Annotated in this window: 14 protein-coding genes and 2 pseudogenes; 11 read left to right on the forward strand and 5 right to left on the reverse strand. The window is 66.9% G+C overall.

The genetic code is table 11. The annotated features are described in order from the left end of the window. The first annotated feature begins 42 nt into the window (after positions 1-42). The 4 genes and pseudogenes from RM788_RS33805 (at position 43) to RM788_RS33820 (ending at position 3,116) form a co-directional block, all read left to right on the forward strand. The gene (locus RM788_RS33805) at positions 43-936 is read left to right on the forward strand and encodes a bifunctional DNA primase/polymerase (RefSeq protein ID WP_315922701.1); all 894 of its coding nucleotides are present in this window, start codon (positions 43-45) and stop codon (positions 934-936) included. A 218-nt stretch (positions 937-1,154) separates the two neighbouring features. Beyond that, positions 1,155-2,036, forward strand: coding sequence for a hypothetical protein (locus RM788_RS33810; protein WP_315922703.1), 882 nt, complete (start codon positions 1,155-1,157; stop codon positions 2,034-2,036). A gap of 310 nt (positions 2,037-2,346) precedes the next feature. Next, a pseudogene (ssb, locus tag RM788_RS33815) lies at positions 2,347-2,559 on the forward strand (single-stranded DNA-binding protein); the annotation flags it as partial. Between the two features lie 89 nt (positions 2,560-2,648). Beyond that, complete coding sequence (locus RM788_RS33820; protein WP_315922706.1) at positions 2,649-3,116, forward strand: single-stranded DNA-binding protein; 468 nt, start codon at positions 2,649-2,651, stop codon at positions 3,114-3,116. 45 nt (positions 3,117-3,161) lie between these two features. Here the strand turns inward: RM788_RS33820 and RM788_RS33825 are convergent, their stop codons facing one another. The 4 genes from RM788_RS33825 to RM788_RS33840 all read right to left on the reverse strand — a co-directional run bounded on the left by RM788_RS33825 (position 3,162) and on the right by RM788_RS33840 (position 6,962). Continuing rightward, positions 3,162-3,551, reverse strand: coding sequence for a DUF6262 family protein (locus RM788_RS33825; RefSeq protein WP_315922709.1), 390 nt, complete (start codon positions 3,549-3,551; stop codon positions 3,162-3,164). After that, positions 3,538-5,844, reverse strand: coding sequence for a tyrosine-type recombinase/integrase (locus tag RM788_RS33830; protein WP_315922711.1), 2,307 nt, complete (start codon positions 5,842-5,844; stop codon positions 3,538-3,540). The genes RM788_RS33825 and RM788_RS33830 overlap by 14 nt, the downstream gene beginning before the upstream one ends. 3 nt (positions 5,845-5,847) lie before the next feature. Then, on the reverse strand, positions 5,848-6,522 hold the full coding sequence (locus RM788_RS33835; RefSeq protein WP_315934828.1) for a tyrosine-type recombinase/integrase: 675 nt from the start codon (positions 6,520-6,522) through the stop codon (positions 5,848-5,850). 131 nt (positions 6,523-6,653) lie between these two features. After that, a complete protein-coding gene (locus RM788_RS33840; RefSeq protein ID WP_315922713.1) occupies positions 6,654-6,962 on the reverse strand; it encodes a site-specific integrase in 309 nt (102 codons plus the stop codon). Positions 6,963-7,077: 115 nt separating this feature from the next. Between RM788_RS33840 and RM788_RS33845 the strand changes: the two are divergent. The 5 genes and pseudogenes from RM788_RS33845 to RM788_RS33865 all read left to right on the forward strand — a co-directional run. Next, positions 7,078-7,365: pseudogene (locus RM788_RS33845) on the forward strand (single-stranded DNA-binding protein); the annotation flags it as partial. Between the two features lie 589 nt (positions 7,366-7,954). Further along, complete coding sequence (locus tag RM788_RS33850; RefSeq protein WP_315922715.1) at positions 7,955-8,320, forward strand: hypothetical protein; 366 nt, start codon at positions 7,955-7,957, stop codon at positions 8,318-8,320. 560 nt (positions 8,321-8,880) lie between these two features. Beyond that, positions 8,881-9,978 (forward strand): hypothetical protein, encoded by a 1,098-nt coding sequence (locus RM788_RS33855; RefSeq protein ID WP_315922717.1) that lies wholly within the window; start codon positions 8,881-8,883, stop codon positions 9,976-9,978. Beyond that, positions 9,915-10,226, forward strand: coding sequence for a hypothetical protein (locus RM788_RS33860; RefSeq protein WP_315922719.1), 312 nt, complete (start codon positions 9,915-9,917; stop codon positions 10,224-10,226). The genes RM788_RS33855 and RM788_RS33860 overlap by 64 nt, the downstream gene beginning before the upstream one ends. A gap of 752 nt (positions 10,227-10,978) precedes the next feature. After that, complete coding sequence (locus RM788_RS33865) at positions 10,979-11,437, forward strand: hypothetical protein (RefSeq protein WP_315922721.1); 459 nt, start codon at positions 10,979-10,981, stop codon at positions 11,435-11,437. A 61-nt stretch (positions 11,438-11,498) separates the two neighbouring features. Here the strand turns inward: RM788_RS33865 and RM788_RS33870 are convergent, their stop codons facing one another. After that, positions 11,499-12,104: a hypothetical protein gene (locus RM788_RS33870; RefSeq protein ID WP_315922724.1), complete on the reverse strand. Its 606-nt coding sequence runs from the start codon at positions 12,102-12,104 to the stop codon at positions 11,499-11,501. Between the two features lie 580 nt (positions 12,105-12,684). On the opposite strand from RM788_RS33870, the gene RM788_RS33875 reads away from it, so the two are divergent. Next, on the forward strand, positions 12,685-13,965 hold the full coding sequence (locus RM788_RS33875) for a hypothetical protein (RefSeq protein ID WP_315922725.1): 1,281 nt from the start codon (positions 12,685-12,687) through the stop codon (positions 13,963-13,965). A gap of 604 nt (positions 13,966-14,569) precedes the next feature. Further along, positions 14,570-15,988, forward strand: a complete 1,419-nt coding sequence (locus tag RM788_RS33880; RefSeq protein WP_315922727.1) for a hypothetical protein — start codon at positions 14,570-14,572, stop codon at positions 15,986-15,988. Positions 15,989-16,145 lie beyond the last annotated feature (157 nt).

Below are 16,145 nucleotides of genomic sequence, written 5' to 3' on the forward strand. Positions count from 1 at the left end.
GCCTGGCGGCAGCGTCCGCTGCCCCACCTGACAGGCGCGGCGTTGTCCGCCGCGCGCCAAGGCCTCTACGTATTTCCGCTATGGCCACGATCGAAAATCCCCGCCCTGCACGGCAAACGTCACTGCGACGGCACCGGAGTGTGCACTGAAGGCCACCTCGGTTGGGAGCAACGCGCCACCACGGACCCCGACCTGATCCGCTACTGGTGGAACGCCTCCCCATCCAGCAACGTGGGCATCGCCTGCGGCCCCAGCAACCTCTACGTACTCGACCTCGACCCAGACCACGGCCAAGACCCGCCACCGGAATGGGCAGGTGCCCGGCACGGCCGCGACGTACTGGCACGCCTAGCCGAACAAGCTGGCCAGCCCTACCCCCACGACACCTACACGGTACGGACTCCCAGCCCCTCCGTGCACCCGTACTTCACGGTCGGCCAGGACAGCCTGCTGCGCAACACCGCCGGACGGGCCGGGTGGCGCATCGACAGCCGCGGCCGAGGCGGGTACATCGTCGCGGCCGGCTCGATGCGCCGCGACGGCACCTACACCGTCGCCCGCCGCGCGCCGATCGCGCCGTTGCCGCAGTGGTTGGTCCCGCTGTTCACCCCGCCGCCACGGCCGCAGCCCGAACCGGTCGTGTTCGGTGACGTTCGCCCCCTGTCGGACACCCGTCGCCAGCGCTATTTGGACACGGTCGCCGACACCGTCATCCATGCGGCCCCGCACACCGCGCACGACACCCTCGTGCGCGCCGCCTACACCCTGGGCCGCCTGGTCGGCGGGGGAGAGTTCACCGACGACCAAGCCCGCTCCACCCTGCACATCGCCGCACAACACCGCCGTATCCCCACCCACGAAGCCAACACCGCGATCAGCGACGGCTTGGACGCAGGCAGCCGATCCCCACGGCAGCTGGCCGACCGCGCCGCCTGACACCCCGATCCCCCGCAGGACCGACGAGGCCGACTCACCCTCCCCAGACGGCCTCACCGGCCTGCGGGCATCTCCTGCCGCCCGCACGAAGGACCTCCAGCGCCACGGAGTCCCGCATGCCCTACACCCGCCTGACCGTCCCATCCGGCACCGACAGCACGTTGCCCGGTGCCTACCAGCTCGGCGAATCCGCCGCGGCCACCCTCACCCGCGCCGTCGTGGCGCACCTGGCACCGCAGATCTGGATCCCCACTCTCGACTGGGACACCAACGGAGTGACCGCGACAGCCCGGATCACCATCGCCGCCGCCAGCGTCCGAATCCCGGTCGCACTGGGCTGGCGAGCGGGACAGTTCACACTGACCATCGACGGCCGCCGTGACCCGCTGCAGCACTCCCGGCTCGCCCACAGAGCCGAGCACCTGGCCACCCTCGCCGTCGACACCATCCCCACTACCGCGGCGGACCTCGCCGAGCAGCAGGTCGCCGAGCGCCTAGCCGCCACGATTGTCTACGGCGGCCAGCACGTCGTGTGCGAGCGCTCCGGCGCCGACCGCGCACTGCTGGCTCACCAGTGCGCGCAGTGCGCGGACATCGACTTCACCGCCGCCGCGGGCGGTGACACCACGATCGAAAACCACCGGTGCCCGGTCTGCCACGGCGTCACCGCACCACCAGAGCCGACAACAGCAACCAGATCCCGCGTGCGTCGTCGCCGTCGGCTCCGATCGATTCAGCAGGAACTCTTGGATGCCGAGGCGTTGCCGGTGTCCCGTGCCCAACAACACCAGGGGCCTTTGGCCGACTGGCCGATGCACCGGCTGCTGCAGCAGATCACCCAAGACCGTTTCACCACCTGGCAGGACGACCTCTATCAGGTCACCGTCGACAACAACGGCTACCACCACACCGGTCCAGCCGATCCACGTGATGCCGAGCTGATCGACCGGTTGCGCAGAGCTGGACTGGTCGTTCGGGGACTCTGGTTGTTCGCCGATGTCGATGGCCACTGCCGCGAGACGCACCGCCTCGACCTCAGCCGCGACGGGTGGAAGGTGCTGCGCCGGTGGGCGGTCCTGCACGCAACCGCCACTCGCTGATCACACGGAAGGCGATGAAAAGCAGGAGAGGGGAGGCAGACGGTTGAGGACAAGCGGGTTCGGACCGGGGGCTGTCGATCCGCTCGCAGTGAATCAGATCGCGTCAGGGTTCGCGACGATGAACCCGGCCCGAACTGCACGGGCCGGAACCCCCGCCGCCCCCTGTCGGGGCCCTGCCACGACCTGATCACCACTCCGCAGATCGACAGCCCCCTCAGGCCGAACCCGCTCGATGCACTCGCATCAGGTGGGGGAGGACTCAGATGGGTTGACGATGACTTGTTCACTGACCTGCAAGGGAGTTCTCGCCATGGCTGGAGAGACCACCATCACCGTCAGCGGAAACCTGACCGCCGACGTGGAACTGCGCTTCACCCAGGCCGGCGCGGCCGTCGCGAGCTTCACCGTCGCGTCCACCCCACGCTACTTCGACAAGCAGTCCGGCGAGTGGAAGGACGGCGACGCGTTGTTCCTGCGGTGCAGCGCGTGGCGCCAGGTTGCGGAGAACGTGGCCGAGTCGCTCATTATGTGTAGCTCCAGCTGAGAAGTGCTTCTTTAGCAGCGACTTTGTGTCGTGGACATGTCCGTATCGAATAGCAAGGAGTGCTGATCATGGCTGGAGACACCGTCATCACGGTCATCGGAAACCTGACCGCCGACCCGGAGTTGAAGTTCACCCCCTCCGGTGCCGCAGTCGCGAACTTCACCGTCGCTTCCACTCCCCGCACGTTCGACAAGGCGTCGGGGGAGTGGAAGGACGGCGACGCGCTGTTCCTGCGGTGCAACCTCTGGCGCCAGGCTGCCGAAAATGTTGCTGAGAGCCTCACTCGTGGGGCGCGAGTGGTAGTCCAGGGGCGCTTGAAGCAGCGGTCTTTCGAGACGAAGGAAGGCGAGAAGCGCACTGTCGTCGAGCTGGAAGTCGACGAGATCGGCCCGTCGCTGCGCTATGCGACCGCCAAGGTCACCAAGGTCAGTCGCAACGGAAGTGGGTCGAACCCGGCCGCTGCGAACGACCCGTGGGGATCTGCTCCCGCGCCGGTCGGAGCAGGCTCAGGGTTCGCCGACGAGCCGCCTTTTTGATCTGTTGGTAGTGGTTCTGGCCGGAAATCCGCCCGGCCAGAACCACTACGAGGAAGCATCTATGCGGAGTCGCCTGATCTCGCCGTGGGCCGTCTCCAGCCGTTTAGTCAAGTCGGCGTTGGCGGCGCGCAGGTCTTTCACGCGCGTTAGAGCTGCGTCGAGCCTGGCGCGAAGCGAGGCGATGCTTGCGGGTTGCGGGCCGGTTCGGGCTGGTGAGGGGGCTCCTTCCTTGATCTGGTTGATCGCGGCGACCAGATCCGTCTTGGTGTAGAGCCAGGACCGAGAAACGTTCGCGGTGCGGGCGATTCCGGCGACCGTCACCGGCTTCCTGGTCTTCTGCGCGGCGGTGATGGCTTTCTCGGCGCGAGCTCGCGCTTCGCGGCTGCGCCGTTGGGTGGCTTCGAGCAGGAATGCGCTGTTGTCAGCCGGTGGCATCGAGGTCCTCCACTTGGCCGCCGGCCACGATCTGCTGCGGGCCGGTCTTCTTCAGCGTCGCGATGAGGGTGTCCAGTTTGATCAACACCTTCGTGTTCTTCTCGGCGATCCGCTTCATTCCCGAGTGCTCCGCGTCGGTGATCAGCCGTATGGTCTCGTCGCGTTGTCTGGTGTGCTGGTCCAGGAAGTCGCTGGTGGTAAGGAAGAAGCGGCAGTCCAGGCACGGGTTGGCATATTCGCAGTCGGTCTGGATGGGAGCGCCGCAGTAGCCGTTGGGCAGCGTGACCTTCGCGCGGACCATCGACAGGCGCATCCACTGCGCGTCAGCCAAGGGATGCCCGTCGTCGAGCTCGACGACCTTGCCCGCGGAGTTGACTTTTGTGGCTCGTTCCCAGTGCTCGCGGACCGTCTTGTCGAGCAATCGGGCGTAGATAGCCGTCATCTGGGGCGACATGTGGTCAAGTAGTTGCTGTACCACGTGTTGAGGGACGTCGGCGTTGATCAGGCGAGTTCCGACGGTGTGGCGGAACTGATGGGCGGTGACCTTCGTCGGCTTGTCCTTGTGGACGAGTTTGATCGTCCCCAGCCAGACTTTCAGCTGGCTTCGCCACCAACTGTTGGTCGCGGACTTGGTGCCGTCGAGGTTGGCCTGGTGGCCGGGGGACAGCCATGCCGAGCCCTGCGGGAAGCGTTCGGCGACTCGGCGTTGTTGTTCGGTGATGTCGGTGGCGAGGTCCTCGCTGATGGGGAAGAACGCCATCCGGCCGCGCATCTTGTAGTTGAGCCAAGCGAGATAGGGGGCGCCTGATTCGTCCCGGACGATGCAGTCGATCGGGAGCTTGCGGGCGTCTTTGAGCCGAAGACCACAGTTCATCAGGATTTTGAGGATCAGCCGTCCGTCGTCGCTGGGGAACAGCGCGAGGTTTGCCGGTGCCTCCATCTGGCGCATGACGTCTTCGGGGATCCAGCGCGGCTTGGACGGCTTGCGAGGTGGGGTGTCGTCGTAGCAGAACGCGGTCGGCGACAGACCCGGCAGCCAGGAGTGCCGGTGAGTGTCGCGCAGGAACGTCGCGAGGGACGTGATCTTCGTCCGGCGGGTGTTGGCGTCGGGGTAGTCGAGCAGCAGGGCGGCCAGCCACTGCTCGATGCGGTCGCGATCAAGGTCTGCGACAGTCGCGCTCGCGCCGAGGAAGACCGCGAACTTGGTCACCCCGGCGATGTTGATGGACTGCGTGGCCGGATCGACGTCCTGGGTCAGGCGCCAGCGAGACCAGCGTTTGACCACCTCGCGCAGCCATTGCTGCGGGATGCCTCCGAACCGGTAGTAGCGCACCGACTCGTTTTGAATGCCGAACACTCGCAGGTCCCAGGTATCGCGGGGCATCTGGTCGGCCCAGGGATCACCGTCGGCTCCCAGGATCTGCAGCCGCAGGCGGGTGTCGCGCAGGAACTGCAACGCGGTGGATTTGGTGCTGGTGCGGCCTTTACGGTTGCTGCCGACGAATGCCTTCCATCGTTTGTCGTCCCAGTCGAGCAGGCTGGTCAGACCGTCGTCGACGGCACGTTCCAGCAGACCGACCGATTCTCGGACGGTGCGGATCATCGTGCGCTTGCTGGCTTCGTCATGGCGGCACTGCAGCCCGAATTGGACCTCCAGGCGCAGATGCCGTTCCAGGTGTGCCAGTTTCAGCCGGGGATCTCCCGCGTGTTCGAGGTCGCGGAACCACTCGGCGAGGTCGGGGCGTCCGCGGGTGCGCCAGCGTTCGTAGTGCGTCCGGCAGAGCGCGATGTTCGGGCCGTCTGTCCACCGAGGACAGCCGATCGGGAAGCTGCAGTCGCGTTCGCCGAGGCCGTTGGTCGCCGGCGATGAGTAGGTGGTCCGGCCGATCCAGGTAGCCACGTCCGGACGCCCGTGTCGGGTCCATCCTTCAAGATGACGATGGCACAGGCTGTGCGACTTCGCGGCGCGGTTGCACTGCTTGATCGCGCAGTCCACCGGCGGCGCCTTGCGTCGCCTGGTGTGGTCGTTCTCGCTGACGAGCCAGCGCTCGAACACGACCTCGGGCGTATTCCGCTCATGGGTCTTCCAGCGCTGGTAGTGCCCCTCGCAGAGCCCTTTGGCCGTGTGACTGATCAGGATCGCGCAGACCGGGACCACGCAGATTCCGGTGTAGAACACCCGGCTGTCACGTGGCGGACGGAACGGCTCGGCACGGAACTCGGGCCGAACGGTCTCCATGAGCAGTTCCAGCAGCTGCGGACCCTGACGCTGCCGTTCGACAAGCGCTGCCATCGCTCAGTTCACCCCGGCCAGAACGCCTGCCTGGACCAGCGTCCGGCGGTGATCTTCCATGGTCAGGTGGCCGTAGATGTCCCAGGTCGTCTGGACACTGTTGTGTCCCAACAGTTCCGAGACCACCTCGACCGGTACTTTCGCTCGCAGAAGCCGCGTGGCGTAGGTATGCCGCAGAACATGGGACGAGTAGTGGGCGACACCGCTGCGCCGGCGCAGTCTGGAGGTGATGTCCTTGACGTTATCCCTCGTCATCGGCGCCCCGTAGGAAGCGGAGGAGCCGAAGAGGTTGACGAACACGTAGTCGCTGTCGAGCGTGCTGTACTCGATTTCCATGTAGTCCGCGTAGGAGTCCAGGACCGCGGGACCGATCGGGACCGTGCGGGCTTTGAGGCCTTTGACCTGGGCCTCGTTGACGTTGAACTCGCGCGGGACAACATGGACCTCGCCAGCTCGCAGCCGCAGGTCTTCGTGCCTTAACCCGAGCGCCTCCCCGCGCCGTAGTCCGGTCTGGTCGAGCAACGTGACCCAGAACCGCTCCCGAGCTCGCTGACACGCGGCACGCACTCGCGCAACCTCGTTGCTGGTCAACGTTTTTGGGATCGCTCGGACCGGCTTCAGCGCGATGGGGCTGTAGCCGTCGACGTCGATCCCACGGCGCTGGGTGTGGACCAGCATCGGCACGTAGTTGCCCGTGGGACGACGTCCTTGGGGATCACCGAGCAGGGCCGGGATGGAGGAGTCGCGGCGCGAGTGGAATCGGTAGAAGCTCCCCAGCGCAGCACGTTTGCGGACAAGCGTGCTGGTGTTCAGCGCCGACTCGGCGCTCGGCAGGACGAATACCCCGGTGTCCGCGTCGCCGGAGGCTTGCGCAGCCAGTCGAAGAACTCGCCCAGCTGCTCCAGCGTCAACGTCCGGAAGTCCCGGCCTCGTTGATCCAGCCAGGTGAAGAAATCGGCCAAGTCATGAGCGTAGGCCTGCACGGTGTTCGGCGACCGCCGCCGAGCAGTCAAGCCAGACAGGAAGTCGTCGACCGGCCAGATCGGAAGATGGTCCGGCCCGACGACCGTGTACGACACCGGGCCGCCGCCAGACCGCAGCCGTTGAACCAGCACCACAAAACCCCAGATTCACGTCATGGACACAGCAGTGTCGGGTGTCCGTGACGAACACCCGACACCAAGATCAACAACCATACCTACATCGAGGACACCGTCTGGACGACCCCCCATAACGCTCACGCGTGGTTCGCGTGTGCTCGTGTCCGGGCGGCTGCGCCAGCGTTCCTTCGAGACGAAGGAAGGCGAGAAGCGCACCGTCATGGAGTTGGAGGTCGACGAGATCGGCCCCTCGCTGCGCTACGCGACCGCGAAGGTCAGCAAGGTCAGTCGAGGCGGGGGTGAGGGCGGCGGCTCCTCCGCACCCCGCGGGGACGATGGCGCCTCCGCTCACGACCCGTGGGGCTCCGCCCCGGTCGCGAGCTACAGCGGCGCCGGTTTCGCCGACGCGCCCCCCTTCTGACCTTTCTCCCCGTCGCTGGGCCGGGCTCGATGTCCCGGCCCAGCGGCCAACCCGCGCACGCTCAACCCACTCCTCAGGTTCGTCCAGGCCGGACGGTGCTCCTGGTTTCCCTTCGTGTCATCGCGAATCGGTATCGCCGATTCGAAGGGACCACGATGGACACCGACGATCAGAACGACGGTGACGAGGCTGGCGAGTGCGACTGCGGGGCGGTGGCTGAGTACTTCGGCCCCGACCCGTTCGAGTCAGAGATGTGTCGGACCTACTGGGGCACCCGTCGCGGGTGCGCGCCTGGGTGCGAGTGCCGCGACGCGAAGTGGATGTGTTGGGAGTGCCACGACCAAGCGGTTCTGGATATCTGATCGTGGCTTAGGTGAGCTTGGTGGTGGGCTGGGCCAGGACGGTCCGTCCTGGCCCAGCCCGTGGCAGTGCCCGCGGTTCGGCCCCAGATTCACCAACCCGTCAAACCCGGAGCACTCCGGGCCCGACCCTCTGGTCGGGCACACGGTCGGACCGACATCAACGTTCCCGCTTTGCCTTCACGCTTCTCTTGTGCTGGTGAGAATAGGAGGCTGTCATCTACGAACTGATGAGCGATGAAGAACTCCACGAACTCCGTCGCCTGCTGGGCAGACTCCGCGACGGCATGACCCTTGGTGACGGCACCGTGTACCGCGGCACAGAAATCCAGGCCGTCGACGACCTAGCCGTCCTCGAACTCGAAAACCGTGCCGACCCCGTCGACTCCGGCAAGCACTACGACGAGCAGCCAGCGACAGAAGATGATGTCGAACCCACGACCCCTGCCGAGTACCTCGAGTACCTGACCTATGAATCATTGCGTCTGACCGGACGTCGCGACATGGCAGCGGCAGACGGCGATCAGGACGGCTGCGCGCGCTACATGGCAGCGATCAACGACTTGGGTAGCGAGATGGATCGCATCCAGTCCTGAGGACATCACGGACACACCGTGCTGTCCCAGGTCGTATTCCACCGCCCGACGAGCGCTCCAGCAATACCCGCAGGACCGGCAGCCAGGCACCAAGGCGCATGGTGAGTCGACAGCCAAGGTCCCCCTGGACGTCCAGCCGGTCCTGCGGGCAGTTCGCCGGCTCCACTGCGGACCTGGATTCGTTGATGGCCAGCGTGCCGCGACCGGCCACCATCGGCTGTCGCGTGTCCTGCGTGCACTTCGATACCGACGACGACACCATGAGGGCCTCCGTGCAGCTAGCTCACCGTGCCCGCCATGTGGACGGTGGTGCGCAACCTGACCGCCAGCCTGTACCGCGTGCTCAACGAACGCATGTCGTCAAGCGTCAGCTAGGCGTGACTCGGCGATAGCCACACCCGGCTGGGCTGGACGGCGGATGACGGCAGGTCGCTAACCACCGCGGGACCGGTACCCCAGGAGTTGAGTGCGCCTACACGCCAGCCCATCCCGGTACCAGCACTGCCACTCCATCACCGAAGGCGCTCGGCCACCGGAGCGTCCCCAGCCTTCGGGCCTGAATGTGCACCGAGCTGATCGACATACCTCGCTTCTGGTCCTGCTGGACGGAAGTTGCAGCATTCGGTCCCAGCCCGACACGCGCCGCGGCGCTGAACCACACCTCACACGAAGACAGCCACCACTGGACTTGTCGTCTGGAAGAACATCGGATGAGCGACAACCCACCGCACGGCCACGCCGCCGCCGCCAACGACACTGATACCGGTGCCGTCTTCCGCCGTCGCATGGACAGGGTCGCTCGGTTGCTGCGCTGGCGCCACCGCGATGCCACCGCCGCCGTGGTGCAGATCGTCGACTCCCGCACCTCGTTGATCGCCGTGCTCGGCACGGACGAGAGCGGAAACGAGATCGAGCTGTGGAACCTCCACGACAGCGACGACGGCACTGACGACGACCCGGTCGAAAACCACCTGACCGCAGCCACCTCGCTCGCTCACCACGATGCGGCAGGCGCGCTGAGCTGGACGCGTCACGACGACGCTACCTACCGGGCGCCGCTACCGCCCACACGCCGCGCCCGGCGCCACTACGTGGACACCGCTCCTGCGGTGTCACAGGACCGGCAGGTGATGCCATCGGCCGCAACCGCCAACGGGGTCGAGGACGGCCTGCCCCGCTACCCGGCGTCGACACCCCTGACTGGGTCCTCGGTGTTCACCGGTCTGGCCACCCTTGATCACGTCATTCTCGGTCGAGTCGGCGATACCGTGCGCGAAATGGTGTCCTACAACGGCGGCCACACCCTGATCGGATTCCTAGCCGTCACCGACGACGGCCACGTCCACGCCACCCCACACGACCCGGACCTCGACCCATCCCGCGGCCCACGCCCCGACGGAGTCGACCTCGACGAGGACGCCGACCCCGCCACCAGCGCACTGCTGATCGCCGCGGTCGACTCGCCTCGCCCGTGGTTCGGTCCCTTCGACTCGCGCGGCCTGGCAGAGGCGTTCCTTCTGGGATGGGCCGGGGGCAACGGGCTGCTCACCCTGACGCGCCGCCGGTCCCCGACAAGGACACCCAGCAGGAACTGGTGGACCAGGTCTCCCTCGACGAGATCGCCAAGATCGGCTCCTTCCTCGTCGACCGACCGGTGAACCTCGTGGACGACTACGACCTGCTCGACGTGCACGAGGTGCCCGGCGAAGGCTGCCAGGTGCTTCTGCTGCGCGACGGGCGAGGCCTGCACGCGTTCGTCTGCGGCTTCTGCGAGCACGGCGACTTCGGCGACTGCTCCCACGGCCGCCCGATCGGCTGCTGCGACCACTGCCAGCAGCACAAGATTGGCTACAGCTTCGACCGGATCGGCGCGATCGCCTGGCACCGATCCCGAATCGGCCGCTGACCCACACCCTGCCAGGATGCCCGCCCACAAGCCGTTACCAGCCACCTCGTCACCGCGGCGCGGATCACCTCCGTGATCGAGCGCCGCGATGCCCACGACCGTCCGCCCCGGCACCTGCGATAAGTCATGGTCTTCGGCCGCGGCTCGGATTGCTCCCGCTCGCCAAGCACGTCGCAGCCTGCCGCAGTCCACGACGGGAGCCCTTAACGCCAATCGGACGCCGGTCAATGGGGTGCTACGCCGCATCCCGGCCAGCCGCCTGGCGGACCTCTTGCGAGCATCTGGTTCCGGCACGCCGTCTGCAACCGCACACCGCTGTACGGGCAGGTCGTCCGTGCCCTCACAACCCTCCAAGAGGCCCGATGAGCACATCCGACACCGCGAACCACCCCCACAAGGCCATCGCGACGGCAACGGTGGCCGCAGTGGCTAACCGCAACCTGCCGGAGCGGTGGTGTGATCCGGGCCCTCCAACCGATTCCCGGTGATCGCGATGCCGCCGATCAGATCGACGGCAACGCTGCGACACCCGTGCTCCCCAAGCATCGGTATAACTCATCCACCGACAGGGAGCGAGGTCATGGTCGTAAGACTCTGCGCCTGGTGGACGGACGCCGCGGTGACCGCGTCCGGACGTCACGCAGCGGGAAAACAGGTGTGAAGTGAGAGTCCCCACCTTGGGTACGCCACAGCGTCTCCGAACCGACGATAAACGCCGACCACAACGCCGCAATGCCCTACCCTCGAACAACATGAGGGTCACCGCAGTAGTTCTCTACATGCGCTTCATCGGCGCCGCCGGCGTCGGCTCCTACCTCGGCGCCGCCACCGCTGGCCTGATCGCCGTGATCACCGGCAGCGTGTTCGCCCCCGGCAGCATATGGGCCGCCGCCGTGCCGGGCCTGGCATTGCTCGGGGCACTGCTCACGACAGGCGTCGCTCGGCTGACCAGGTTCTGGCTACTGCCGAGCATCACTCACCGCCGGACGCTCTGGGGCGCGGCAGCAGGCGCCGTCCTCACACCACTGGCCGTCGGCGGAAGTCAACCGGGCGTACCGATCAACCTCACCCTGCTGCTGATGCTGATCGGCTCGATAGTCACCGCGGTGCTGTGGACGCGCTGGTTCCGCGCCACCCACACCGTGTTCGTGGCATGGGTCCAACCGCCTGTGGCGCGTCCCCGGCGACAGTCGCTGACTCGGCCGCGCTGAACAGCACGTGATGGGTGGAAGGGGGCGGGCCAGGTGACCTGGCCCGCCCCCTTCCACCGTCTCACGCGTCGACCGCCGACGCGTCCTGATCTCCAACAGCCCAAGCAGGACGCTCCGTCAGCCCGGCCGCTGTTCCGTTCGCCGTGGTCTGTCCTGTGACTGCGGAGTCGTTGTCGCTGCCTGGTTCCTGCCGGTGGACGCCCGCCCCAGGGTTCGTCGCCGAGGCCGACGGCTTAACGTCATCGTCGGCCTGCCCGGCCGTCGCCTCCTGCGCGGCAGCGTCTCGTCCAGCTGCGATCAACCGCCGAGCAGCCTTCTCACCCAACCCCAACAGTTCGCCGACCTGCTCCACGGTCCGGTCGGCCTCGTGGATGGCCAAGGCAGCCCGAGCCTGCGCCGTCTCCCGCTCCGCCACCACCAAGGCGAACTGCTCACGCAGCTTCGCGATTGCGCGCTCATGCGGCTCGATCCGCCGCTGGCACTCCTGCTCCTCAGCGAGGAGTTGGTCGCCCGCATCGAAGAACACCGCCAATGAATCCTCGACCCGCCGTTCCTGATCGCGCTGCGCTGCGAGCTGCTCGGCGTTGCGCCGCCGCGCCTCCTCAAGCCTGCGGCTGACCTTGGTCGATCGGCGCGCGCGGCGCCCCGGTTTCGTCGACTCGACCATGCCCTGCCTCCTTCGTAGCCAACCCGTCCGGTCGGTTCCAGCAGTCACGATACCTCTAGGGCAACTCATATGGACGTTGCTGACGGGTATGAAGCCTGATAGGAGCTTGTTCAACTGCAAGGGTTGTCAGGCAGCAGGAGGGAAAAGCTGGGTGCAAGGCAAAAGGCGTGTCCCACCTGAAGGTGGGACACGCCTTGAGGTTGCCGATCGCATAAGCCCCGAAGGGCTCACCGCCCGAAGACGGATTCGCCAAAACTGCGATCAGACGTACGTCGGCCACAAGGACTCAGCAAGACCCAACCGATCGCATTTCCCAGTGTAGCCGGTCGGCAACAGCAAAGGCACCGTTCAGATGCGGTCACGGGCACGCCCCCAGGGTTGTGGTGTGAGGTCTGGGAGCGCTGGAGCGTGCCGTGTCGGTATGGGGTTGTCCAGCAAACCGCGCTGGACAACCCCATACCGACACGGCCGACCACGCTCCGCTCCCAGACCCCTGGGGGTGCCGACTCACCAGGTCGGTCGCGACTTTGCCAGGAGGTTCCCGACTATGCGGCAACCATCCACTCCCGACCCAGGTTCCGTGTCGATCGAGATCAACCCGGATACGTCTACTGCCAGCTGGGGCCCGACTGACCACGGCACGGCTGATGGACCCGGCTTCTGCACTGTGCCGTGGTTCCCCTCAACAGGTGTCCTCGACTACGCCTCCGCCACCCACCCGGTCGCGGAGTTCCGGCGGCAGGACGCCAGCGCCACCACCGGAACCAGTCCAACTTATGGCGACCCGCTGATCGTGCGACCAGACCTCGGTGCGGTCTTCCATCGAATGGGCAGCGTGCTGCACACCACGCCGATCCGCAGTGGCCGCGCGGACTTCACCGACAGCGTCGCAGTCGAGTGGGCGGCAGCCGACACCGACTACGACCGGGTGCGGGTCGTCGAGCACAACCTCGCCCAGTGCAGCACCCTGCCGACACTGGACCCGCCCCTGCACGTCCTGCAGGTCGAGCAGTCCGGAAGGCTGTCGCTGTCGTTCCTGCTCGCCGACACCGACGGCAACCCCGTCATTGGCCCGACCCCACACCACTACCAGCCCTACCTGCACCCTGGGCAGTTGGAGACCGCCGCAGGGCAGGGCCTGCCCGCCCTCGCGGCGATGTGGGAGGACGCGCTGCGTCAGCGCACCACCGACGGCAGTTGGCGGTTCGTCCCGCTCGAGCAGGTCCACGACACCCTGATCCGACTCGGATTCACCATCACCGACAGCGCTGCCAAGCGCTCCGGCCTGGTCGGAGCATTCGGAGCCGCAGCGCACCGCCAGTGGGTGCCCGGCTGGTACGGCGGCACCCGCCTGCTCGCCTTGGCCCGCTTCACGCGGGCCTACTACGGCGGTGACTTGCACTACGACTACCACGCTCCCGGCAGTCGCCGGGTCGCCGTCGCCAGTGACCGCCACGGCGACCTGCTTGGCATGCAGGGACCCGCCGACGTCGAGGCCCTGCCCCGCGGTGAACGCGTCTACGTCAGGTCCGGCTTTCCCGGCGGCGGCATGGCGACTCCCGTCGAAGCAGGCCGCGTCGCGCTACACGAACCCGTCCTGATCGACGGCCCCCTGCCTGTGTTCGACGACCAAGTGAGCTGGTCGGCCTCTTGTCGCCGATGCGGCATGCCGATGAGTTGCGGCCTGGTGGGTCGTTGGGATTTCCTGCCCTACGTCCACGAACTGGGTCCCGACGATCACTCGACTGGTTCGTGGTGCTCGGCGCATCCGGTGACCGACCGCCGCCGACCGCACGCGCCGGTCTGCCGGGTCGTCGTGCGCCCCGACCGCGATGTCGACGAGTCGCCTGCACGGAGCTGATGGGGGCCATGCCAGGCCGTGCACCGCGGACGCTTGGTCCACCCCGCTCTGGCGGCTGCGGTGCACTGCCGACTGGCAGGCTCACCCTGACAGCGCCGCCGCCGAAGTGATCGGTCGCGCCTGCCCGCCGCTCCCGACCGACAACCCATACGCGAGCCGCACCCACCTGGGTTGGTATCCGGCGACTCACCTCAAGCGCGCTGAGTGGTCACCAGGGCCCCCCTGACCTCGATCGTCTTATGTCGTGACAGTCGTGTCAAGGCACCCAAAAAACATTTTGACTCCGCAAGCTCCGCCAAAATCTTTTTCGGGGCCCACCTTGACACGACTGCCACGACACAAGAGATGGCAGGGACAGGGGGAACGGGGAAGAAAGGGCGGCAATCAGTTAAGCGCGAATAGGATTTCGTTGTGCGCTCACGATTTTGAGTAATAAAAGACCAGGTCAGAGAGTTGTCACGAGTTAAAAAGTAGTCCAAATAATTGTCCCGTAAGTGGCTCAGGACTTGCTAATCGGCCGCAGTTATTGCTAGACTCAAGCTGTAAGAAAAACCGGGAACGCCAAACTCGGTAACCGCAGAAAAGCAGCATCGGAGTTAATGTAATGCCTAGCATTGTTTCTGTTCCGGAAACCATTGCCGAGCTGACCACGCTTGTGGAAGCCGGTGACATCCCCGCCGCGCGCAAGCTGGGAAAGAAGCTGGTCAACAAGGCCGAGACCCGCGAACTGTGGCTGATCGCGCGGATCGCCACCCTGTTGGAGCAGCGCCCGCGCACCGCTGTGGACATCCTCCGCAAGTGGTGGGAGTCCGCGCCCACCGCCGAAGATCGCGCGATCATCGCCGCGTGCGCGCCGAAGAACGGCGAGCAGCGCCGCCCCCAGTCGCAGAACAACCGTGCCGACCGTCGGAACTCCCGCAACGAACACCAGACTTCGAGTGCCGTCAAGACCGAGCAGAGGAACGACCTGCGCCGCCGCCGCCGCGACCGGCAAGCGCAGTCCGACGCCGCAGCGTTCAACACCTACACCGCCGAGCGTGCCGGGGTGGCCGAGGGTGAGCAGATCCAAGACCGCGACGAGCGCGCGGAAGCCGACAAGCCCTACGGTTCCGGGTTCGACTACGACCGCGCCGCCCTCTGCGGCACCGATGTTGCCTTCCGGTGTCTCTCGTGCGCCATCAGCCGGGGTGGCTACGACCTGCCCCGCGAGCGCATGACCGCTGGGCACGGTGACGACGGACTGTGCCTCTTCTGTCGAGAAGCCGACCGCCCCTACATCCCGGAACTTCCCATCGGACACAGTCTCAGCGACGCCGTCACCGCGCGCTGCTTGACCATCCACACCGTCTACGGCTCCGACACCGCACGGGTGCTGCTGCGCGCCGAATGGCGGCAGGTCCCCGAGTCCGACATCCGCGCCGATGTCCGCGCCGCCATCGCGGACTACGTCATGGCCAACCTTCCGACCGAGAACGCCGCCACCCCTACGGCATCCGCCCCGGAGACCGCCCCGCCGGAGGTATCCGCCCAGGAGTCGGCCGCGACCAAGCCCGCGACCAAGCGCCGCAGGGTCACCGCCGCGAAGGCCGTCGAAAAGACCGCCACCGAGGACACTCCCGCCCAGGAGCTGGCCCCCGTGACGCCCGCGCCGAGCAAGGCCGCCGCGACGCCCCCGGCCCCGGAAGCACCCCAGGCTGCCGCGCCCGTCAAGCCCGCCGCCCGGAAGCGCCGCCCCGCCGACCCCGCCAAGGCGTTGGCCCGCAAGGCCAAGGCGGGCAAGCTCGCAGCCTGCCACGGGTGTGAAGCGTCGCGCGGCGAAAACGACGTGACCGGCTTGACCGTCGATGACGGCCAGTGCGGCGAGTGCCGCACGCTGACCGACCACCTTGCCGAGCAGGCCGACAGCGCCACGCTGCCCAACTGCGGCACCTGCGGTAAGGGCCGCGAACCGCACGACGTGCGGCACCTGGCCGCCGACGACGGCCAGTGCACGGAGTGCCGCGAACTGGACTACGCCGCCTAGCCCACCACTGGGGGCCGGTCCGCAGGGGCCGGCCCCCGCAGCGCATGACAGGCCCAGCTCGTCACAAGGCCCCCGGCTTCTCGCCGTGCCTGCACCCCACCGTCACGCCCGCGCCTCCCGCGACCTCCGCACCCAGTCCGCACCGGCCCGCCTCCCA

The sequence above is a fragment of the Umezawaea sp. Da 62-37 genome, from assembly GCF_032460545.1.
Classification (GTDB): domain Bacteria; phylum Actinomycetota; class Actinomycetes; order Mycobacteriales; family Pseudonocardiaceae; genus Umezawaea.